Below are 20,903 nucleotides of genomic sequence, written 5' to 3'. Positions count from 1 at the left end.
TTATAATTAATAGCAAGTAGACAAGAATTAAACAACTTAAATTCTACACAAAGATGTCATTTCCGCTTTGACAGGGGACTATATTACTTAATGTCATTCGAGCTGCAGCGGGAATCTATATCCCTGCCTACGCAGGGATGACATTAAGGGAAGTAGGAATGATTGCATGAACTTTGTCCATATATGACATCGAGTATACTGTGATATTATTCCTAATTTAAGCTATTTAAACACTTGTTGCCTACTTGGTAATCTATTGAAACAATTATAAAGTTTGGTAACAGCTATGACAACAGAAAAGACATCTTTAGCTTTGAGTAAGCTTACCTGTCAAGTTCCTAATTATAAATCAGAAATTTTATCACTGAGTACAGTAAAAAATGGGAATCCATTTTATAGCACCCCTCTTTATAGTAAGTTTGTACAGAAATTTCTAGCTTATATCCCTGTAGACTATAGATTTAGAGATAGACTAGAATTATTTGATGAGTTTACAAATAAGGCCTTTCAGTTCTTTCAAGAAAAACAGCCTGATAAAAGAAAGTTGCAGATTGTCAGTACAGTAATTGAAAATGATCCTGCAATTAATATTTGGCTACTGAATGATAACAAATCATTTATAGTTGATTCGATCATTTGTTTATTAACAAGTCTAAATTTAAAAGCTAAATTTTTACTTCATCCTATTATAGCTTGTGTAAGGAACAATGATGGTAACTTACAAGAAATATTGGATATAAAGAAAGATAGAGAGGAATCTTTAGTCCATATCACTATTCTAGGAAGTTTTGATCAAAAAGATATTAGCTCTTTGGAAATGACTTTAAATGAAGTTCTAGATCAGGTAGATACTACTTATAATGTATGGTCTAAAATCTTAAACAGAGTGACGTTAATTTCAAACGATATCCAAAATAATCAGCAATTATATAATGAGAATCATTTAGATTATCATGAATCTATAAATTTCTTAGATTGGTTAAAAGATGATAATTTTACTTTTCTAGGTATGATTAACTTTGATCTAACTTCTAAAAATTTTTCATTGGAAGATGGTATTAAAAAGATATGGCAAAATAGTGGTGAAGTGCTTGATATTATAGAACGTTCAGCAAATTCATTACATAAAAATAAACTAATTATTTTAGGTAAAATTAATATCTTATCAAAAGTACATAGAAGTAACTTAGTAGATTATATTTTAATTAAGAAAATTGATCAGGAAAAAAAATATCATTCAGGTAGTATAATTTTTGGCTTATATAGCTCTGCAATGTATTATCAATTAGTTACTGATATTCCCATACTGAGACAAAAACTAAAATTTGTTCTAGATAAAGCCGCTTTCCCGGTTGGTGGATATAATACCAAGAAACTTAAAAATATAATTCAATCTCTGCCTAAAGAAGCTTTGATACAAATTGATGAAGGTGATCTATACTGTATGTGCTTACATGTATTCTCAGGGATAACGAGTAAAAAACTCAAATTATTTATTCAGCAAGATTGGTCTGGTTCATTTATTAATGTCATAATATTTTTACCAAGAGATCGTTTGACACTAGAAGTACATAGTAGCATAAATTATTATTTATCAAATATACTTAGTGGTCTAATACTTTTAGATTATACTGCAGAAGTGGTAGAAAATTTTTCATATTTATTTATTACGTTGGAGCTACAGGGTAAAAAGAATATTGATTTTGATGTTGAACTAATAGAGCAAGAATTAGATAAGCTCTCCACTCGTTGGAGTGAAGATTTTTACCAAAAGTTATGTAAAGAATTTGGTGAATACCAAGGGGGAGTAAATTTTAAGCTTTTTGACCCAATTTTTCCTATCGACTATAGAGAAAAATTTAATGGACAAACAGCTTTAATAGATATTGACTATTTAAAGGAAGCTAGTATTTATCGCAAACCGATATTTAATTTAATTGCTATAAATAATAAAGAGTTCCAGCTAAAAATTTACAGCCCAACACCTAAATTAGCTCTTTCAGACTTATTACCATCTATAGAAAATTTGGGATTCAAAGCTATAGATGAACAAAGCTTTACCATAAAAGGAGCAGGAGATATTGAAGAAAGTTGGATATATGAGTTCACTCTCGAAACATTGATAACTATTGAAAGCAATATTGATTTACTTAAAGCAAACGTAGAAGAGGCTCTAGATAAGATATATCTTGGACTTTTGGCTAATGATTCTTTAAGCAAATTAATAGTGTTATCGGGCTTTAATTGGTGGCAAGTTAAGTTGGTTAAAGCATTAACTAGATATTTACATCAAACCGGCTTTGTCTATGGTAAGGGCTACGTTCAGTTGACCTTAATAAAGCATTTTTTATATACTAAAATGTTGGTTGATTTGTTTGATACTAAATTTAATCCCGCAAATTTCTCAGATGAACGTTTAAAAACTATAAAAGATAGTATCTTTAACTATCTTAATACAATTACTAGCAGTAGTGAGGACAAGGTTTTAAGACAGATGTTTGATATTATTGAAGCTATTGTAAGAACTAACTGTTATCAGCCTAGCTCTAATGACTTAAAAAGTTCAGCTAACAAGCATAGTACAGTCAGTAAAAATTATTTTTCTTTTAAATTTGACTCGCAAAAAGTTCCTCACTTGCCTTTGCCAGTACCATTTGCCGAAATATTTGTTTACGATAATGATTTTGAAGCTATCCATTTACGAGGGGGCGTCGTCGCTCGCGGAGGTATTAGATGGTCTGATAGAGGTGAGGATTATAGAGTAGAAGTATTAGGACTAATGAAAGCCCAAATGACCAAAAATTCAGTTATTGTACCTGTTGGCTCAAAAGGTGGATTTTTCGTTAATTTCACTGATGATAATATGACTCGCCAAGAATATATGGCAAGAGTGGTGCAGTGTTATAAAAATTTTCTCCGTGGATTACTTGATATTACTGACAATATAATTGATGGTAAAGTTATTCAGGCAAAAAATACTATTATCTACGACCAAGAAGATCCATATCTTGTGGTTGCAGCCGATAAAGGTACGGCAACGTTCTCGGATTATGCAAATAGTGTGTCGGCTGAATATAATTTTTGGTTAGGCGACGCTTTTGCTTCCGGTGGATCAGTAGGTTATGATCATAAGAAAATGGCTATTACCTCAAAAGGAGCTTGGATTTCTGTAGCAAGCCATTTCCATGCTATGGGTATTGATGTACAAAAAGACCCTATTACTGTTGTTGGTATTGGCGATATGTCTGGGGATGTTTTTGGTAATGGCATGCTTAGGTCTAATACCATAAAACTTGTTGCGGCATTTAATCATAAACATATATTTATTGACCCACAACCTGATCCAATTATTAGTTTCAATGAACGTATGCGACTATTCAAGTTACCTACATCAAATTGGTCTGACTATAATCAACAATTAATTTCAAAAGGTGGCGGAGTTTTTGAGAGAAGCAGTAAGTCTATATCATTATCCCTAGAAGCCAAGTTATTGCTAAAGATAAACATTAACGAATCATCTCCTGAACATCTGATTAGAGCTATTTTACAAGCAGAAGTTGATTTGCTTTGGAATGGCGGTATAGGAACCTATATAAAAGCTTCAACAGAAAGTCACTTAGAGATAGGCGATAAGGCAAATGATAATCTTAGAGTCAATGGTAAAGATATCAGAGCTAAAGTAATAGGAGAAGGAGGAAATCTTGGCGTATCACAACAAGGTAGAATAGAATATAGCAATCTAGGCGGGAGAATAAATACTGATTTCATTGATAATTCAGCTGGTGTTGACTGTTCGGATCATGAGGTAAATATCAAAATTGCTCTTAATCAGGCTATGTCCTCTAATAAGATTAGTTTAGAAGAACGTAATAAGTTCTTATTTACTATGACAAAACACGTCGAGGAACTGGTTCTAGTTGATAACTATAAACAAACTCAGGCACTTGATATAATGCAATTATCTAGTACTTCAACTATTGGAGTATTTAGCCAATTTATTGATACTTTAGAAGAAGAAAAATTAATTAATAGAACTGTTGAGTTCTTACCAACTCAGGAAGAACTCAGTAAAAGGGCAGTTAATAAGGAAAATATGACCCGTCCCGAGCTTTGTGTATTACTTTCTTATAGTAAACGCTCAGTCTATCATGATTTAATAACAGCAACATTTTCAAAAGATAAGTATTTTGAATCTTATCTGATTAATTATTTTCCAAAACTAATGCAAGAAAAATTCCGTGAGGAAATTTTAGCTCATCCGCTTAAACATGAAATTATTCGAACCGTTGTAACAAATAAAATTGTTAATCAATTAGGCGGACCATCACTTAATCTTATAAAACGTGAAACTCAGGCTGCTCTTTGTGATATAGTTCGTTCGTATACTATTATCTGTGAAATTTTTGATTTAGATAATCTATGGGCTATAGTAGAATCTCTAGCAAGTAATATAGATCATAAAGTTAAAATTGACATGTTCACTGAGCTTGCTAAAATTATGCGTAGAGGTATCTCTTGGTTTCTAAAGCATATAAAACATCCTATCAATATTAGCAATACCATTGATGAATTTTATAAACCAGCTAGAATGCTTAGTAAAGTGGTTGGTAATCTTCTTTTAGGAGAAGCAAAAAACAAATTCGATAATCAAGTTAAGCAATATACTTTATCAGGAGTGACAGATGAAATAGCTCGCAGGATTGCAACTCTTGACAGCCTAGTGTCTGTCTTTGATATAATATATATTGCAAAAAAGACAAAAGCTAAAAATAATGATGTTGCTAATTTATATTTCACTACTGGTAATAAATTTAGTATTGATTGGCTTCGTAAATCTTGTGATAAACAACTAAATGATTCCTACTGGAATAGATTATCAATTCAATCATTAAAAGATGACTTATATGATAAACAAAGACAATTATTGGCTAAAATAATTAACAACTCTAAATTAAATATTGATTTAGAGTTATGGATTGATAATAATATAGATGCCGTATGTATTTTTTTAGATTTTGTAAAAGGAATTAGATTGCAAGAAACTATTGACTTAAATATTTTAATTTTAGCAAACAAAAAATTTGAAACTTTTTTGCGTAAGCTTGAGTAATGCGTTATGTCGTCATCCCTAAAACAAGCGAGAATAGAATCTGGTAAAACTCTTGAAGAAATATCTAGCTATTTGAAGATTAGGAAGCAATATTTGGTAGCTCTTGAAGAGGAGGATTTTAGTTCGATGCCAGCGGAAGTTTATATAAAAGGTTATCTTAAATTATACTCAAACTATTTAGGGATAGATGTAAATCTCAGTGAAAAAGACAAGCAGGAATCTTCAAAAGATATTGACCTCAGAAATAGGTCATATCCAATGATATTGGACTATAAATGGAAAAAACAACTAATTATTATTTCTGTTTTAATATTAATAATAATTCCAATAATTTATCACTTAATATTATAATCTGAATGAAAATAACTAATGATTTATTACTTAAGTTAATGCAAGAAGTGGTTCAAGGTCTTGAAGGTCTCTTATCAAATATCGCTAGACAGCATGAAGAAATCAATAAACTGCAGGATGAAAATAAACAGCTCAGGGATAATTATGCAAAAATACTTGAGCAAATAGCCATATATATTGCTGAACTTGAAGCAATAAAACATAAAAATACATAAAGATGTCTATAGTAACAATAACACTTGGTAGCAAAACTTTCCAACTCGCATGTAGTGAAGGATCAAGAGAAGAATTATGCAATCTTGCAGCCAAATTAAATGAAAATATTGCTCAGATAAAAAAAGTGAACCCATCAGCATCATGTGAACTATTATTAGTTATGTCTGCATTGAGTTTACAGGAGCAAGTACAAAACTTGACTAACAAAATTGCTAAAATTGATGGTGCTAATATACCTCCCGAAGAAGAAAAATTTGCAGAAACGTTAAGTACTATAGCAGGATATTTAGAAGACCTTGCAAGAAAGATTGGAAAGTGATATTATATAATCCCGTGTATGAAACATCAATGTTTGAAATGTAATGGGCTGCTTGGTTCGTGAGCTTAACGTATTGCCCCGGGACTATAATTTTTACTATTAGGAAACCGTCCCTGTCTGAATCTATTATACAGATATATGGATTCCACCTTACATACAGGTTCTTTGAGGTTCTTAGGCAACGACCGAAGTGGTTCATTTTTTTAGGCAACTTTTGTGCTATATTACATAAACAGGATTTTTACTAATAATAGAGTGCAGTCTGCTTTATTAATGCTGGTGGGCTGTTCTACTACTCTATTACTAGTGACTTATAATCCAAATGATCCTTCCTTTAATTCTGTCACAGACAAATATCCTAGCAATTTATTAGGTCATTTCGGTGCTTATTTGTCAGATATTTTTTACCAGTTTTTTGGTATAGCGTCCTTTATTTTACCAATTTGTTGTATTTTTTGGTCTCTGAGTGTATGGCATTTAAAGAAGAAATGGGCTACCGTCAGGATAATTGTGATGCTGCTGTCAATTATATCATTATCGATAGTCTGCACTAATATAAAAATTAATTATTTACCGGCAGGTGCAGGTGGGACAACAGGTACTATTATTTATCCAATAATCAAGCAATTGGACGCTAGAGCCGATTACGTTTTAATTATTACTACATTTATTTTATTATTTTTATTGACTGAAATAAAATTTTCAGTTTTTGGGATCGCTATAATTAAATTATTCAAACTAATACCTTATAAAAAATTTATACTTTTACCTGCAATATCAACAAATAGCAACTCAACTAAACCAGTTCTGACAAAAAAGACTCCTTTTATTAATCAAGAAAAAGCAACGTATGCTCATAAAATAGATGCATTACAAGAAAAAAATAATGACATACACTCCCATTTTTCAAAACAACAATCTCCATTCAAAAAAGAAAATGGCGAATTACCATACTTGCCCCCTATCAAATTATTAAAACAAGCTGACAGTCAAAATATAAAAGTAGAAACTGCATCAGAATTACAACATAATGCCCAAACGCTGTTAACTGTTCTGAATGATTTTGGTGTTAAAGGTCAGGTCATTAATATTAACCAAGGTCCAGTGGTAACGTTATATGAATTTGAGCCAGCTGCAGGTACTAAATCTTCTAGGATTATCGGTTTATCAGATGACATTGCTAGGTCTTTATCTGCGATATCAACTAGAATAGCTGTAATACCAGGTAGAAACGTTTTAGGTATTGAATTACCCAATAAACAACGAGCTTTCTTTTGTCTAAGAGAATTAATTGAAACACCGGAATATCAAGATAGCAGTATTATGCTACCATTGATTCTAGGAAAGGATCTCGCTGGCAAACCTTTTGTTGCCGATTTAGCAAAAATGCCCCATTTGTTAGTTGCTGGTACGACAGGCTCCGGTAAATCAGTGGCAATTAATGCTATGATAATTTCCCTACTTTACCGCTATACCCCGGAGGAATGCCGTTTAATAATGATCGATCCCAAAATGCTTGAACTATCAACCTATGATGGCATACCACATCTTCTGACCCCAGTGGTTACCGAACCAAGTAAAGCCATGGTAGCCCTGAAATGGGCAGTAAAAGAGATGGAAAATCGTTATAGAGCAATGTCAAATATTGGGGTCAGAAATATAGCAGGTTATAATGCTAAAATTTTGGAGGCTGCGTCAAGCGGTAAAATATTAGAACGCTCTGTCCAAACAGGATTTGATCCAGAAACCGGTAAACCTATTTATGAGACAATTGAAATGAATATGGAAAAATTACCATTCATTGTAGTAATTGTTGATGAAATGGCTGATTTAATGTTGGTAGCTGGCAAAGACATTGAATTGTCAATACAGCGTCTAGCTCAAATGGCAAGAGCAGCAGGTATTCATATTATCATGGCAACCCAAAGACCTTCTGTTGATGTTATTACTGGGGTAATCAAAGCTAATTTCCCGAGCCGTATCAGTTTTAAAGTAACTTCTAAGATTGATAGTAGGACTATTCTTGGTGAACAAGGCTCTGAGCAATTACTTGGTATGGGAGATATGCTTTATATGGGTAATTCGTCCAAGATTACCAGGGTTCATGGTCCATTTGTTGATGATAAAGAGGTAGAAAAAGTAACCCAATATTTAAGATCAACAGGAGTACCTGAATATCTTTCAGCAGTGACTCAGCAATTAGATGATGATGAAGTAAATGCCGAAAGTCTAGGAGATGATTCAAGCAGTGATGAAACTTTATATAAAAGAGCAGTACAAATCGTACAATTAGAACGAAAAGTATCAATTAGCTATATACAAAGATGTTTACGAATTGGCTATAATAGAGCGGCTACTCTTGTTGAAAAAATGGAACAAAATGGGGTAATATCTCCTCCTAACCATACTGGTAAGAGAGAAATATTATTGCCAGAAAATTAAGTTCTTATATATACTCAGGTAGAACTTCAAGAATTGGCGTTCCCGCGACCAAAGATCGAAGCTGCCTAGTTACTCATGTACGCTACGGGCACCGTCAAGTTAAGAGAAATGTAAATTAAGTATTGAGCAAATGTAGGGAATAATTTATAGATTATCAGTGACAATTGTTACCTAAATTTCAGTGCTATGTGTATTATTCAATCCCCAAAGAGACATCGTTTTCCAGTAAGCATTATTAGCCATGCAGTATGGTTATATCATCGATTCAATAATAGTTACAGAGATGTACAAGAACAGATGGCCTATCGAGGTATTATTTTAAGTCATGAGACAGTAAGATTTTGGTGCAATAAATTTGCGGTTTATTTTCAAGATGTTATCAGAAAGCGAGAGAGGAAACCAACTGATAAATGGCATTTAGATGAGATGAATATTAAGATTAAAGGCGAGGTATTGATATTATGGAGAGCTGTTGACTCTGAGGGGCATGAATTAGAAGTATTACTGCAGAAGCGTCGTAACAAAAAATCAGCTATTCGTTTTTTATCAAAATTATTGGGTCATTATCCAGCTCCAAGAGTAATTGTTACTGATAAGCTCAGAAGTTACATTAAGCCGATTCAGCTTATGTGCCCTAAAACTGAGCATCGCACTCATAAAAGACTAAATAATCGTGTTGAGAATGCTCATCAACCAACTAGGCGCAACGAGAAGATATTAATTAAATTTAAGCATCCTAATTCAGCCCACTGTAAATTATCACTGATGGGAAAAGTCAGAAATATATTTGCCGTAAATGTTGGAAGATATAGTAAAACAGCAATTGAGCAAAGAATTGCATTTGCATCAGCTAAATCCATTTTGGACGAAGCCACTCAAAGACTTCTTGCTGCCTGAAATCTAAAAATATAGCTCTTTTTGATACTATTTTACTTAACTTGACGGTGCCCCTCACCACAATGTCTTAAGTTATCAACAAAGCTTTTTGATTTAGCTAAGAAGAGAATTTCCAGGGAGTTCAAGATCAAAGGAATAACTAAGAATATTCTTTTTTTACTAATAATGCAATCTTGCGATACCAGTGTTTTATAATATAAAATTTGATAATATTTTGTTTTAGTTATTTTTTTACCCAAGGAACAATACTTATTACCCAATAAATATTTGGATGCATAATCACTATATTGATCAAAATATTCTTGATATTTGTCATTGTCCAACATATTTTTATACACTACTAATTACTAGGGATCAATTTAAATATCTTGACATAGGGAGGCTAATAATATATAAGTTCCTAATTTTCTTTGGTTTTCATAATAGCCTTAAGCCATTATAGAGAAACTCTTGAACATGTCCTCAAGTTTTTTTTTTGTCTTAGGGAATCCTTATTATGACTAGTATACAGTCAAACTTATTTAAAAGCAAATTCAGAACTATATTTTGGCCTATCCATAATCATGAGCTTGGAAAATTCATACCTATGTGCGGTCTGATGTTCTGTGTCCTATTCAATCAAAACATATTAAGAATTTTAAAAGATAGTATTTTAATTTCAGAGATTAGTGCTGAAGTAGTAAGTTTTACTAAAGTTTATTGTGTAACACCTGCAGCAGCTTTATTCGTTATAATCTATGCTAAGATGCTTAATCATTTTAGTTTTGAAAAGATTTTTTGCTATTTCATCACTTTTTTTGTTGGATTCTTCATTCTTTTTGCTTTCATTATTTATCCAAATGTCGATATTTTCCATATTAGTCCAAATTCACTAGAACAAATTATGGGAACTTATCCTCATCTTAAATGGTATATAGCTTTAATTGGTAATTGGAGTTATATGGTTTTCTATACATTATCTGAACTTTGGCCAAATATCTTTTATGTTTTACTTTTTTGGCAGTTTGCTAATGAACTTACTACAACAGAAGAAGCAAAAAGGTTTTACACGCTTTTTTCATTATTTGGCAATTCTTCTTTAATATTTGTGGGCTTTTTGATGATGAACTTATCATCTGAGAACAGTATTGCTAAATATTTTTTAACCGTATTGGACAACAAAACTACACTTATAAAAATATCAACAAGTCTCGTGGTAGTTTCTGCTGTTATATCATGTTTACTTGTAAAATTTATTACCAAAAATGTTTTTACAAATCCAACATTTTATGCAAATGTTAAAAGTGGTAGATCTACTAAAGAAGGAATGGGTTTAATTGAAAGTTTTAAATATATAACAAGATCAAAATATTTATGGTTAATGCTAATTTGCTCTGCTGCCTTTGGTTTATCAATGAATTTGGTAGAAGCAGTATGGAAAGCAAAAATTAAGGAATTATACCCCACTGTTAATAGTTATGCAGAATTCAATAGTCTTTACATTCTTTGGACTGGAGTTGCTATTATGGTAATGACTATAATAGGCAATAATATAATGCGTAGCCATGGCTGGTTTGTTGCTGCAGTAATTCCGCCAATTGTCATGATGATTACTGGTATATTGTTTTTTATCTTAATCGTATTTGACCACCAAGTATTATCGATATTTGATAGTAGCATTCTCATGACACCTTTAGCTCTTGCGGTGTCAATTGGTGCTTTACAAAACATTCTAGTGAAAGGTAGTAAATATTCAATTTGGGATACCTCAAGAGAAATGTTATATATTCCTCTTGACCAAGAGCTAAAGACAAAAGGTAAGGCAGCTGTAGACGTCATTAGCTCGAAGGTTGGTAAATCTTCGAGCGGGTTAATACAGTCAATTATTTTCACATTAATACCAACAGCCACTTTTAGCTCTATATCACCATTTTTAATGGTGGTATTTACCATTGTTTGTATTGTATGGATTCACTCGGTAAGAAAAATATACTTTGAGTATAAAAAAATTGCCTAGCCTACTTCACTATGCATACTTAGGTAGGACTTCAAGAATTGGTGTTCCCGCGACCAAAGACCGAAGCTGCCTAGTTACTCATGTACGCTACGCCGCTCGACTTTGCTACTGCCTAGCTCTTCTTGAAGTTATACTATCGTCTACCAACTCTTCATTTACGAGGGCACCGTCAAGTTAAGTAAAATAGTATCAAAAAGAGCTATATTTTTAGATTTCAGGCAGCAAGAAGTCTTTGATACCAATTGCAATAATTAACGCAGTGGTCTAAGATGGGTTTTTAACTGATAAAAGGTACTCAAATGGCTAGGTTAATATTACCACAAGGTTTTCATGGTCATGATTTTATAAAAATGATGAAACATGAGCCGCATGGTCGAAATCGTATACGTTTATTGGCGATGTATCACCTTCAATTAGGCAAATCTTTTAAAGCCATATCTGAAATAGTGAAGTCACACTGGAAAACTGTGCAATCATCGCTCAGAAGATTTAGGAATCATGGTTTTGAAGGATTATTTGAATCACAAAGAAGCGGTGCCCCTAGGAAGATTAACAGTATACAAGAGTCTGCTATTTTTGATAAAATCAATACGCTCAGTGAAAGTAAAACTGGTGGGTATATAACTGGAAAGGAGCTACATATCATGTTAGTTGAGGAATATGGTGCTAAATGTGCTTTAAAAACAGTCTACAATACTATGCACCGCCTTGGTTTTAGCTGGATTACTTCTCGTTCAATGCATCCAAAGTCAAATCAAGAGACTCAAAATAGATATAAAAAAACTTTCCAGACATGTTAACAAAATTATACCAATTGCAATAATTAACACGGTGTATTTATCCAATCTCTATACATAATTGATTTTACTAAATCTACATTATGAGCAAGTTGATTCCAAGCGTAACAAGCCATAGTAACGATATCTTCATATACACCATAACATTGGTTAGACAAGAAATGATTGTTAATCCATTCCCAAACTTGTTCCATTGCATTAAGTTCCGGTGCATAGGGCGGAAGCAGTATCAAAGTGATATTGCTTGGCACAGTTAGTTTTTTGGCTGTGTGCCAACCTGCATTATCCGTTAGTAAAGCTATATGTCGGTTGCCTTGAATACTGCGAGAAAGCTCTTCTAAGAATTTATTCATTGCCTGTGTGTTTGCATATGGTAAAATTAATGCACAAGCTTCTCCTGTCTCATGGCAAGCAGCTCCGTAAATATATGTTGAAATAAATTGCTGTTGCCGAACTTTACGGGGTCTAGTGCCACGCTTAGCCCATATACGAGTTAAGCTACCTTGTTGCCCAACTCTAGTTTCATCCTGAGACCATATATCAACTTTACATCTATCGATATTTTTTGCTAATAATTTTGTTAACATGTCTGGAAAGTTTTCTTATATCTATTTTGAGTCTCTTGATTTGATTTTGGATGCATTGAACGAGAAGTAATCCAGCTAAAACCAAGGCGGTGCATAGTATTGTAGACTGTTTTTAAAGCACATTTAGCACCATATTCCTCAACTAACATGATATGTAGCTCCTTTCCAGTTATATACCCACCAGTTTTACTTTCACTGAGCGTATTGATTTTATCAAAAATAGCAGACTCTTGTATACTGTTAATCTTCCTAGGGGCACCGCTTCTTTGTGATTCAAATAATCCTTCAAAACCATGATGCCTAAATCTTCTGAGCCATGATTGCACGGTTTTCCAGTGTGACTTCACTATTTCAGATATGGCTTTAAAAGATTTGCCTAATTGAAGGTGATACATCGCCAATAAACGTATACGATTTCGACCATGCGGCTCATGTTTCATCATTTTTATAAAATCATGACCTTCAAAACCTTGCGGTAATATTAACCTAGCTATTTGAGTACCTATTTATCAGGTAAAAACCCATTTTATAACACCGTGTTAATTATTGCAATTAGTATAATAGCTCTATTTTCAAACAAAATTACTGAAACTAGAGAAAATTTTAACAATTATAGACCTAGGTTATTTAAATTACTTTCAACTTAAAGTTGGAATTTTTAAACTGCCCTGATTGGATATAGACAAAGGAGTGTTTTACATGACAGCAATATTATGGTATACTGATGCCAAAGTGTACTCAGTCACCAAATTCTCATCACTTGACTATAAATATCAAGTTTATAACTTACAATAATATATTATGAATTTTATCGATGAAGCTAAAATATACTTAAAAGCCGGTGATGGTGGTGATGGGGTGATTAGTTTTCATCGAGAAAAATATATTGATATGGGTGGACCTGATGGCGGTGATGGTGGTCGTGGTGGTAGCATTATTTTTAAGTGCAATTCTCATCTTAATACTTTAGTAAATTTTAGGCATAAACTGCATTTTAAAGCAGAAAATGGTGAGAATGGTCAAGGCTCAAACCGTAGTGGGAAGTCTAAACCTGCTTTACTCTTAGAAGTACCAGTAGGAACACAAATATTCTTAGAAAATGGCGATGTTCTACTATATGATTTCACTTCCGATGAACAAACTTTTGAAATTCTTAAGGGAGGCAAAGGCGGGCTTGGTAATAGCCATTTTAAGTCATCTACCAATCAAGCTCCGCGACGTAGGACTGCAGGTGTTGTTGGAGAAGAGATGTGGGTAAATTTACAACTCAAACTACTTTCAGATGTTGGTCTTATAGGTCTACCTAATGCAGGCAAGTCCACTTTTCTTGCAGCAACGACGTCAGCAAAGCCTAAAATTGCTGATTATCCATTTACCACACTAAGCCCTAATCTTGGTGTGGTTTATGTAGATGATGAAGAATTTGTGATGGCTGATATCCCAGGTTTAATAGAAGGGGCTCACTTAGGACATGGACTCGGTGATAAGTTCCTAAAACATATTGAGAGATGTAATTTATTGATTCATTTGATATCAGCAACAAGTGATAATTTGATTGCTGATTATAGAACTATTAGGAACGAGCTTGTATCATATTCGAGCTTATTAAAAAATAAGCTTGAAATAATTTGTTTGAATAAGTGCGATGTTTTGTTAGAAGAAGAAATTAAAGACAAAATTATAGAATTGCAAAAAATTACTAGTGAGGAAATTTTTTTAGTGTCTAGCTATACAAGAACTGGATTAAATAGGCTAATTAAAAAAGCTCTTGAAAACGTAAAAAACACAAATCACCCTAAATTGGGGTAAATTAGCTCCCTTCCATATATTTTGCAAACTTATTTTTCTCATCCCGATATTTATCTGCATCCGGTAGGGCTGGTTTTCTAACAGTGATATTCGGCCAAATGCTTGAGAAAAATTTAGCTCTCTCTATCCAATCAATCAGCTGGTCTGACTCTGGCTTAATAGCTTTAACCGGACACTCAATCTCACACACTCCACAATCAATACATTCATCAGGATTAATTACCAACATTAACTCCCCTTCATAGAAGCAATCGACAGGACATACTTCTACACAATCAGTATATTTACATTTTACGCATTCGTCGGTAACAACATAAGTCATAAATTGTCATACTCCTTGAACTTGGTGATTAAAACGCAAGCTCTCAAACCCAATACTAATAAAAAATACAGTATAGCACTTATCAACATTAGCACTAAGGGCAATAACATAGAATTATCAATTGTCGGACTACCCAGCCTTAAAACACTTGCTGGCTGGTGTAAACTATACCAAATATTTACCGAAAATTTTACTATAGGAACATTGATAAAACCAATCAGAGCAATCACCGAAGCTGGTTTTTCAGTACGGCTTATCCTATCACCACTATTTACCACCACGATATAACTTAAATAAAGCAAGAATAGTACGAACATTGAGGTAAGTCTAGCATCCCAAACCCACCATGTTCCCCAAATAGGCTTTCCCCATAATGCCCCCGTCACCATGCTAATCAGGCAAAAAACTGCACCAATAGGGCTACTGGCCACTGCCATTAAGAACGACATTTTCGTCTGCCACACTAGGTTAGACAAACTACAAATAGCTATAAATGTGTAAATCCCTAGTGCCATCCAAGAAGCTGGTACATGAACATACATAATCCTGACCATATCACCTTGTTGGTAATCTGGTGGTGAGACTATCAAAGCTTGATATAACCCCAACCCCATTGTTACCAACATTGCAACTAGCAATAATGGTAGCATGGTTCGTACTAACTTACTAAAAAAATAAGGGTTTAGTAATTTAAACATTTAGACATTTAGACATTTGATTAATTATTTTTAAATATTGATTATAAAATAAATCACTATTGATGTTAGTCACTTGCCAATTCTCACTTTCAATTGCCACTACTTCTACTTTAAAATTTTTATAAAGAGCAACATCTTGATCAAGACTTAGCAATAAACATTTACTATTGGACATGCTTAATAAATGCTCAAGATTACTAATATATTTGAGACTCTTTTGATCAGAGCTATATAATTTTGCAACTCTTTTTTGGCTATTATCAAAAAAATATTCTAAACTATCACTAAGCAAGATCACATCTGTTAAAGACGCTAATCTTTGATGTTTGATTTTCGCAAGATCATCTATTTGTTTTTTTGCCTCTTCAAAATTTTGGTAAACAGCTGAACTCATCTCAGGAAATCGTTGAGATAATATCTGAGATAATTGTTCCAATAGTATTTTTACATTATCTAAATCAAGCCAAATATGCCAATTACTATATGAGTCATTACTAATAATTTTTAGCCTATTAAAATTACTAATTTTAATGACATTTTTACTATGACCATTCATTAATTTGCCAGCAAAGCCATCAAATTGCTCATCTATATAAAATACAATATCTGCATCTTTGACTTTTGTAAGATCACTAGGTCTCAAATTATAGTGATGTGGGCAATCATTGTTATTGGCAATGGCAACAATTTCTGCTTGCTCTTTCACTAACATCGCTATAATGCTTGCTAGTGGGGTTATGCTAGTAACAATTTTTATCCTACCTACGTTAGCAAAAGATACCTGACTAAGTAATATCATAATTATAGCAATAAAAATACTAGCACTAATATTAATTTTCATTTTTTTCTTAATTTTCACCATTATTTTGCAATGCCTTGGATGTTTTATTTTTTCCAAGTATACTCAAATGATTTGAGTATATACTATTCTACTTTGGGAATTATTTAGTCGCTCCGTCAAAAGTCTAAAAACACAACACCTACTGTATTTAAACGAAAAAGATGTCATTCCTGCGTAGGCAGGAATCTATAATAGCTCGGGTTTTTTTAGGAACAATTTTAGATTCCTGCTTACGCAGGAATGACAAACATTGTTCTTTGGTTAAACTATAAAGTTCTGAAAATCCATAAGGTTTTGAACATTTTATTTTAGACATGTTCAATTTTCTCAACAATTTCTTGTAAGTTATCTTTTGGTTTATTTCTTTCTGCCCACGATAATGCTTTATCTAGTTTAGTTAAAGTATCTCCTTGAGATAACCATTTTTCTAAGGTTGGAACAAATTTTCCTGTCTTAATGATCATGTGCCATTATCTAATTGTTCGATTAATACCATTTGTCCTGCAAATACTTTGCCAAGCGATAGTTGACCGTTACTACCTATTACTTTCACTTGTTGATTTTGATTCATAATATTTTCCTAATTTATTACCTTATACCAATTGCAATAATGAACACGGTGTATTTATCCAATCTCTATACATAATTGATTTTACTAAATCTACATTATGAGCAAGTTGATTCCAAGCGTAACAAGCCATAGTAACGATATCTTCATATACACCATAACATTGGTTAGACAAGAAATGATTTTTAATCCATTCCCAAACTTGTTCCATTGCATTAAGTTCCGGTGCATAGGGCGGAAGCGGTATCAAAGTGATATTGCTTGGCACAGTTAGTTTTTTGGCTGTGTGCCAACCTGCATTATCCGTTAGTAAAGCTATATGTCGGTTGCCTTGAATACTGCGAGAAAGCTCTTCTAAGAATTTATTCATTGCCTGTGTGTTTGCATATGGTAAAATTAATGCACAAGCTTCTCCTGTCTCATGGCAAGCAGCTCCGTAAATATATGTTGAAATAAATTGCTGTTGCCGAACTTTACGGGGTCTAGTGCCACGCTTAGCCCATATACGAGTTAAGCTACCTTGTTGCCCAACTCTAGTTTCATCCTGAGACCATATATCAACTTTACATCTATCGATATTTTTGCTAATAATTTTGTTAACATGTCTGGAAAGTTTTTTTATATCTATTTTGAGTCTCTTGATTTGACTTTGGATGCATTGAACGAGAAGTAATCCAGCTAAAACCAAGGCGGTGCATAGTATTGTAGACTGTTTTTAAAGCACATTTAGCACCATATTCCTCAACTAACATGATATGTAGCTCCTTTCCAGTTATATACCCACCAGTTTTACTTTCACTGAGCGTATTGATTTTATCAAAAATAGCAGACTCTTGTATACTGTTAATCTTCCTAGGGGCACCGCTTCTTTGTGATTCAAATAATCCTTCAAAACCATGATGCCTAAATCTTCTGAGCCATGATTGCACAGTTTTCCAGTGTGACTTCACTATTTCAGATATGGCTTTAAAAGATTTGCCTAATTGAAGGTGATACATCGCCAATAAACGTATACGATTTCGACCATGCGGCTCATGTTTCATCATTTTTATAAAATCATGACCTGCAAAACCTTGCGGTAATATTAACCTAGCTATTTGAGTACCTACTTATCAGTTAAAAACCCATTTTATAACACCGTGTTAATTATTGCAATTAGTATTAGGAATTTATTATACGATAATTATATTATTTTATCAATAGAGCCTAGACTGTCGGAAATAACTAATTCAAGTAATTGATGTTTATTAAGTGTAAAATCACTGGCTATCCAAGATTTCTTTAATTTATCTATCACTGTGCCAATAGCTTTACCATGAATATTTATTTTCTGTAAGTCATGCCCATTTATTGGAAATATTGGTCGGGATTTAGATTGGTATCTATTTAAAAATTTCTTGGCCACCGTTCTATCTACTTTGCCTAGTGATACTAGAACACTTATATACTGCAAATAATCATCATTTTCCCACCAAATTTCTCGTAATGTAAATTCGTTGATTTCTTTATTAACAAACCTAAGTATAGTAATGATTTTGAGGGCGATTTGCCGAGAAAATTTTAAATTTAGTAAATCACTTAGTGGTAAGTTCTTTGTGTAGTAAAATAAAAGTGAATATCTAGTGTAAGGCTCTAAAGAACCAAAATTAATTGCTCCCATCAAAGGTTTCTTATCAAACTGACTAACTGGTAATATTATTTGCAATATGCCATTATCAAACATTTGCTGCAAAATATTAGGACTATTATCTGAGATAATCAACTTGTCCATCTCCCATTTTATCCGTTCTTTTGATAATAATTTAAGATTTTCTCGCAATTTAATACAGGCAGCTAGCCCATTACGATCTAACTGTCTTGCATAATAACAGGAAAAACGGAAGAATCGTAAAATACGTAAAAAATCTTCTTCAATTCGTTCAAATGGCTGTCCGATAAATATTACCTTAGATTCTTGTAAATCATCTATTCCACCAAAATAATCATAAATTTTATGCTCAAATGGACAATAGCTTAGTGCATTAATAGTAAAATCTCTTCTAGCAGCATCCTCCATAAAATCATCAGTAAAAATAACTTCTGTGTGCCGACCATCACATTTTATATCTTTTCTAAGTGTAGTAATCTCAAATTTCTCATTATTTAATAAAACCGTAACTGTGCCATATTTTATACCAGTTGGGATAACATTAATATTGGCTGTTGATAAAATATCTGTTACTTGCTCTGGTAATAAATTGGTTGCTATATCAATGTCGTAGTTAACAACACCAAGAATAGCATCACGAACGGCCCCTCCGACAATCCTTGCTACTCCGCCACCTAGTTTAATTATTGACAAAATTTCTTTGTAATAGCGTGATTGGATAGATAATTCCTTTTTTACAATGTACATTATAAAAACACCTTATTTTTATTTTATGTCATTAGACTTGCTGCATAAATCAAAGATAGTTGAGGGATTTTTAGGAGAAACGAAGCCGAGCACCGCAGCGTACACAGACGTACGTGAGGAGCGAAGGCGAGTTTCGACGACAAAATCACCAACTAGATTGACTTATGCAGTAAGTCTATTATTTACAAGCATATTCTTGATTTCATTCAGTGTTAGCTTTTGTTTCTTTAATCGTTGAATTTCTATACATTGTTCAATCATTTCAGGCGAGTAAAGCTGATAGCGTGATTTAGTAACATCAGCAATTTCAAGCAAGCCTTCCTTAGTCCAAAAACGAATTGTTGACACAGTTTCACTGACAGCTTTTGCAAGCTTACCAATTCTTAATAATTTCTCTGATAATACTACATCTGAAGAGTTTACAAAGTTTGCTGCTTTAAGATAAATATCAAGAGAACGATTGACTGCATTAAATATAATCTTTTCATAGGCTTCTTTTGAACCACCAAGTTGTGCAGTTTCTAGAGATGTTACATAAGGTAACCTCTCTTGTAGTCTAATACCAATTGCAATAATTAACACGGTGTTAATTATTGCAATTAGTATAAATTCTTAGAAGAGCTTTCTCGCAGTATTCAAGGCAACCGACATATAGCTTTACTAACGGATAATGCAGGTTGGCACACAGCCAAAAAACTAACTGTGCCAAGCAATATCACTTTGATACCGCTTCCGCCCTATGCACCGGAACTTAATGCAATGGAACAAGTTTGGGAATGGATTAAAAATCATTTCTTGTCTAACCAATGTTATGGTGTATATGAAGATATCGTTACTATGGCTTGTTACGCTTGGAATCAACTTGCTCATAATGTGTAGATTTAGTAAAATCAATTATGTATAGAGATTGGATAAATACACCGTGTTAATTATTGCAATTGGTATAATAATAGCCGGTGGATAGCCTGCCATTATTAGAATTAAATTCATCAATAATCGTGCTGTTCGACCATTCGCGTCTGAGAAAGGATGGATAGTTACTAGTCGATAATGTGCTTCTCCTGCAAGTGCTACAGGATGCATATCTTTAGATGAGTTTAGCCATGCAATGAAATCTGCCATCAAGTTTGGTACTTTTACTGGATTTGGCATTATTACCCTTGAACCTGAAATACGTACTGCTGCTTGCCTATAATATCCAGCATTATAATCATCGATACCCTTTAGGATGAGAGCATGAATTGATAAAATATCGTTTTCAGTAATTTCACAAATTTTCTTTTGCTGTATTTCATGGATTAAGTCCAAAGCTTGTGCATGATTTTTTGCCTCAAGATGTTCTACTAACGATTTTCCACCAACTGTTAAGCCTTTTTCAATCACCACAGCAGTTTCCAAACGCGAGAGAGTATTACCCTCAATAGCATTACTGGTATAAGTCAACTCTACCTTAAACCACTGCTCCAAGTTTTCAACCAACTCTGGAGTTAATGGTCTGATTCTATCCAGTTGCTTTTTTTTGTTGTCTAGTAGGTAATATTTCATATAGTAAAAT

Annotated in this window: 21 protein-coding genes, 1 other RNA gene and 1 pseudogene; 11 read left to right on the top strand and 12 right to left on the bottom strand. The window is 33.1% G+C overall.

Going from position 1 to position 20,903, the window contains the following annotated elements:
* Positions 1-286: 286 nt before the first annotated feature.
* From ACFE3K_RS02060 to ACFE3K_RS02030, 7 genes are all read left to right on the top strand, one after another.
* Positions 287-5,110, top strand: a complete 4,824-nt coding sequence (locus tag ACFE3K_RS02060) for an NAD-glutamate dehydrogenase (RefSeq protein ID WP_375359166.1) — start codon at positions 287-289, stop codon at positions 5,108-5,110.
* Positions 5,111-5,116: 6 nt separating this feature from the next.
* On the top strand, positions 5,117-5,461 hold the full coding sequence (locus ACFE3K_RS02055; protein WP_375359165.1) for a helix-turn-helix domain-containing protein: 345 nt from the start codon (positions 5,117-5,119) through the stop codon (positions 5,459-5,461).
* Positions 5,462-5,466: 5 nt separating this feature from the next.
* Positions 5,467-5,676, top strand: coding sequence for a hypothetical protein (locus ACFE3K_RS02050; protein WP_375359164.1), 210 nt, complete (start codon positions 5,467-5,469; stop codon positions 5,674-5,676).
* A gap of 2 nt (positions 5,677-5,678) precedes the next feature.
* On the top strand, positions 5,679-5,996 hold the full coding sequence (locus ACFE3K_RS02045) for a cell division protein ZapA (protein ID WP_375359163.1): 318 nt from the start codon (positions 5,679-5,681) through the stop codon (positions 5,994-5,996).
* A gap of 42 nt (positions 5,997-6,038) precedes the next feature.
* Positions 6,039-6,197, top strand: a non-coding RNA gene (gene ssrS, locus ACFE3K_RS02040) — 6S RNA.
* Between the two features lie 15 nt (positions 6,198-6,212).
* On the top strand, positions 6,213-8,438 hold the full coding sequence (locus tag ACFE3K_RS02035; protein WP_375359162.1) for a DNA translocase FtsK: 2,226 nt from the start codon (positions 6,213-6,215) through the stop codon (positions 8,436-8,438).
* 186 nt (positions 8,439-8,624) lie between these two features.
* On the top strand, positions 8,625-9,335 hold the full coding sequence (locus ACFE3K_RS02030) for an IS6 family transposase (RefSeq protein ID WP_375359161.1): 711 nt from the start codon (positions 8,625-8,627) through the stop codon (positions 9,333-9,335).
* A gap of 32 nt (positions 9,336-9,367) precedes the next feature.
* Here ACFE3K_RS02030 and ACFE3K_RS02025 read toward each other — a convergent pair whose 3' ends face one another.
* Complete coding sequence (locus ACFE3K_RS02025; protein ID WP_375359160.1) at positions 9,368-9,661, bottom strand: hypothetical protein; 294 nt, start codon at positions 9,659-9,661, stop codon at positions 9,368-9,370.
* Positions 9,662-9,831: 170 nt separating this feature from the next.
* Here ACFE3K_RS02025 and ACFE3K_RS02020 point away from each other — a divergent pair, with 170 nt between their 5' ends.
* The gene (locus tag ACFE3K_RS02020) at positions 9,832-11,331 is read left to right on the top strand and encodes an Npt1/Npt2 family nucleotide transporter (RefSeq protein ID WP_375359159.1); all 1,500 of its coding nucleotides are present in this window, start codon (positions 9,832-9,834) and stop codon (positions 11,329-11,331) included.
* Positions 11,332-11,630: 299 nt separating this feature from the next.
* Positions 11,631-12,131, top strand: coding sequence for a helix-turn-helix domain-containing protein (locus tag ACFE3K_RS02015; RefSeq protein WP_375358543.1), 501 nt, complete (start codon positions 11,631-11,633; stop codon positions 12,129-12,131).
* 23 nt (positions 12,132-12,154) lie between these two features.
* Here the strand turns inward: ACFE3K_RS02015 and ACFE3K_RS02010 are convergent, their stop codons facing one another.
* Together ACFE3K_RS02010 and ACFE3K_RS02005 are read right to left on the bottom strand one after the other, a co-directional pair.
* Positions 12,155-12,715 (bottom strand): IS630 family transposase, encoded by a 561-nt coding sequence (locus ACFE3K_RS02010; protein ID WP_375359158.1) that lies wholly within the window; start codon positions 12,713-12,715, stop codon positions 12,155-12,157.
* Complete coding sequence (locus ACFE3K_RS02005) at positions 12,709-13,158, bottom strand: helix-turn-helix domain-containing protein (RefSeq protein WP_375359151.1); 450 nt, start codon at positions 13,156-13,158, stop codon at positions 12,709-12,711. The genes ACFE3K_RS02010 and ACFE3K_RS02005 overlap by 7 nt, the downstream gene beginning before the upstream one ends.
* Positions 13,159-13,516: 358 nt before the next feature.
* Here ACFE3K_RS02005 and obgE point away from each other — a divergent pair, with 358 nt between their 5' ends.
* Positions 13,517-14,524 carry a GTPase ObgE gene (obgE, locus tag ACFE3K_RS02000; RefSeq protein WP_375359157.1) on the top strand — a complete coding sequence of 336 codons (1,008 nt, stop codon included), beginning with the start codon at positions 13,517-13,519 and terminating at the stop codon, positions 14,522-14,524.
* A 1-nt stretch (position 14,525) separates the two neighbouring features.
* Here the strand turns inward: obgE and fdxA are convergent, their stop codons facing one another.
* From fdxA to ACFE3K_RS01960, 8 genes are all read right to left on the bottom strand, one after another.
* Positions 14,526-14,846 (bottom strand): ferredoxin FdxA, encoded by a 321-nt coding sequence (fdxA, locus tag ACFE3K_RS01995; RefSeq protein ID WP_375359156.1) that lies wholly within the window; start codon positions 14,844-14,846, stop codon positions 14,526-14,528.
* Positions 14,843-15,544 carry a heme ABC transporter permease gene (locus ACFE3K_RS01990; protein WP_375359155.1) on the bottom strand — a complete coding sequence of 234 codons (702 nt, stop codon included), beginning with the start codon at positions 15,542-15,544 and terminating at the stop codon, positions 14,843-14,845. The genes fdxA and ACFE3K_RS01990 overlap by 4 nt, the downstream gene beginning before the upstream one ends.
* A complete protein-coding gene (locus ACFE3K_RS01985; protein WP_375359154.1) occupies positions 15,537-16,406 on the bottom strand; it encodes a metal ABC transporter substrate-binding protein in 870 nt (289 codons plus the stop codon). Before ACFE3K_RS01985 ends, ACFE3K_RS01990 begins: the two co-directional genes overlap by 8 nt.
* A 287-nt stretch (positions 16,407-16,693) precedes the next feature.
* Positions 16,694-16,849, bottom strand: coding sequence for a hypothetical protein (locus ACFE3K_RS01980; protein WP_375359153.1), 156 nt, complete (start codon positions 16,847-16,849; stop codon positions 16,694-16,696).
* Between the two features lie 129 nt (positions 16,850-16,978).
* Positions 16,979-17,641: an IS630 family transposase gene (locus tag ACFE3K_RS01975; RefSeq protein WP_375359152.1), complete on the bottom strand. Its 663-nt coding sequence runs from the start codon at positions 17,639-17,641 to the stop codon at positions 16,979-16,981.
* Positions 17,550-17,999, bottom strand: coding sequence for a helix-turn-helix domain-containing protein (locus ACFE3K_RS01970; RefSeq protein WP_375359151.1), 450 nt, complete (start codon positions 17,997-17,999; stop codon positions 17,550-17,552). Before ACFE3K_RS01970 ends, ACFE3K_RS01975 begins: the two co-directional genes overlap by 92 nt.
* A 137-nt stretch (positions 18,000-18,136) precedes the next feature.
* On the bottom strand, positions 18,137-19,348 hold the full coding sequence (locus tag ACFE3K_RS01965) for a CCA tRNA nucleotidyltransferase (protein WP_375359150.1): 1,212 nt from the start codon (positions 19,346-19,348) through the stop codon (positions 18,137-18,139).
* 162 nt (positions 19,349-19,510) lie between these two features.
* Positions 19,511-19,930, bottom strand: coding sequence for a MerR family transcriptional regulator (locus ACFE3K_RS01960; protein ID WP_375359149.1), 420 nt, complete (start codon positions 19,928-19,930; stop codon positions 19,511-19,513).
* A 36-nt stretch (positions 19,931-19,966) separates the two neighbouring features.
* Between ACFE3K_RS01960 and ACFE3K_RS01955 the strand changes: the two are divergent.
* Positions 19,967-20,227: pseudogene (locus ACFE3K_RS01955) on the top strand (transposase); the annotation flags it as partial.
* Positions 20,228-20,242: 15 nt separating this feature from the next.
* Here the strand turns inward: ACFE3K_RS01955 and ACFE3K_RS01950 are convergent.
* On the bottom strand, positions 20,243-20,893 hold the full coding sequence (locus tag ACFE3K_RS01950; RefSeq protein ID WP_375359148.1) for a Fic family protein: 651 nt from the start codon (positions 20,891-20,893) through the stop codon (positions 20,243-20,245).
* Positions 20,894-20,903 lie beyond the last annotated feature (10 nt).

The sequence above is a fragment of the Candidatus Tisiphia endosymbiont of Neophilaenus lineatus genome, assembly GCF_964264975.1.
Classification (GTDB): Bacteria; Pseudomonadota; Alphaproteobacteria; order Rickettsiales; family Rickettsiaceae; genus Tisiphia.
The sequence above is the reverse complement of the archived record's forward strand: the minus strand, read 5'-3'. Positions and strand labels throughout refer to the sequence as shown.

Excerpts from the sequence above, each read along its gene's own strand:
- ACFE3K_RS02060 (WP_375359166.1), top strand. The coding sequence starts at position 287 with ATGACAACAGAAAAGACATCTTTAGCTTTGAGTAAGCTTACCTGTCAA.
- ACFE3K_RS02055 (WP_375359165.1), top strand. The coding sequence starts at position 5,117 with ATGTCGTCATCCCTAAAACAAGCGAGAATAGAATCTGGTAAAACTCTT.
- ACFE3K_RS02050 (WP_375359164.1), top strand. The coding sequence starts at position 5,467 with ATGAAAATAACTAATGATTTATTACTTAAGTTAATGCAAGAAGTGGTT.
- ACFE3K_RS02045 (WP_375359163.1), top strand. The coding sequence starts at position 5,679 with ATGTCTATAGTAACAATAACACTTGGTAGCAAAACTTTCCAACTCGCA.
- ACFE3K_RS02030 (WP_375359161.1), top strand. The coding sequence starts at position 8,625 with ATGTGTATTATTCAATCCCCAAAGAGACATCGTTTTCCAGTAAGCATT.
- ACFE3K_RS02025 (WP_375359160.1), bottom strand. The coding sequence starts at position 9,661 with ATGTTGGACAATGACAAATATCAAGAATATTTTGATCAATATAGTGAT.
- ACFE3K_RS02020 (WP_375359159.1), top strand. The coding sequence starts at position 9,832 with ATGACTAGTATACAGTCAAACTTATTTAAAAGCAAATTCAGAACTATA.
- ACFE3K_RS02015 (WP_375358543.1), top strand. The coding sequence starts at position 11,631 with ATGGCTAGGTTAATATTACCACAAGGTTTTCATGGTCATGATTTTATA.
- ACFE3K_RS02010 (WP_375359158.1), bottom strand. The coding sequence starts at position 12,715 with ATGTTAACAAAATTATTAGCAAAAAATATCGATAGATGTAAAGTTGAT.
- ACFE3K_RS02005 (WP_375359151.1), bottom strand. The coding sequence starts at position 13,158 with ATGATGAAACATGAGCCGCATGGTCGAAATCGTATACGTTTATTGGCG.
- obgE (WP_375359157.1), top strand. The coding sequence starts at position 13,517 with ATGAATTTTATCGATGAAGCTAAAATATACTTAAAAGCCGGTGATGGT.
- fdxA (WP_375359156.1), bottom strand. The coding sequence starts at position 14,846 with ATGACTTATGTTGTTACCGACGAATGCGTAAAATGTAAATATACTGAT.
- ACFE3K_RS01990 (WP_375359155.1), bottom strand. The coding sequence starts at position 15,544 with ATGTTTAAATTACTAAACCCTTATTTTTTTAGTAAGTTAGTACGAACC.
- ACFE3K_RS01985 (WP_375359154.1), bottom strand. The coding sequence starts at position 16,406 with ATGGTGAAAATTAAGAAAAAAATGAAAATTAATATTAGTGCTAGTATT.
- ACFE3K_RS01980 (WP_375359153.1), bottom strand. The coding sequence starts at position 16,849 with ATGATCATTAAGACAGGAAAATTTGTTCCAACCTTAGAAAAATGGTTA.
- ACFE3K_RS01970 (WP_375359151.1), bottom strand. The coding sequence starts at position 17,999 with ATGATGAAACATGAGCCGCATGGTCGAAATCGTATACGTTTATTGGCG.
- ACFE3K_RS01965 (WP_375359150.1), bottom strand. The coding sequence starts at position 19,348 with ATGTACATTGTAAAAAAGGAATTATCTATCCAATCACGCTATTACAAA.
- ACFE3K_RS01950 (WP_375359148.1), bottom strand. The coding sequence starts at position 20,893 with ATGAAATATTACCTACTAGACAACAAAAAAAAGCAACTGGATAGAATC.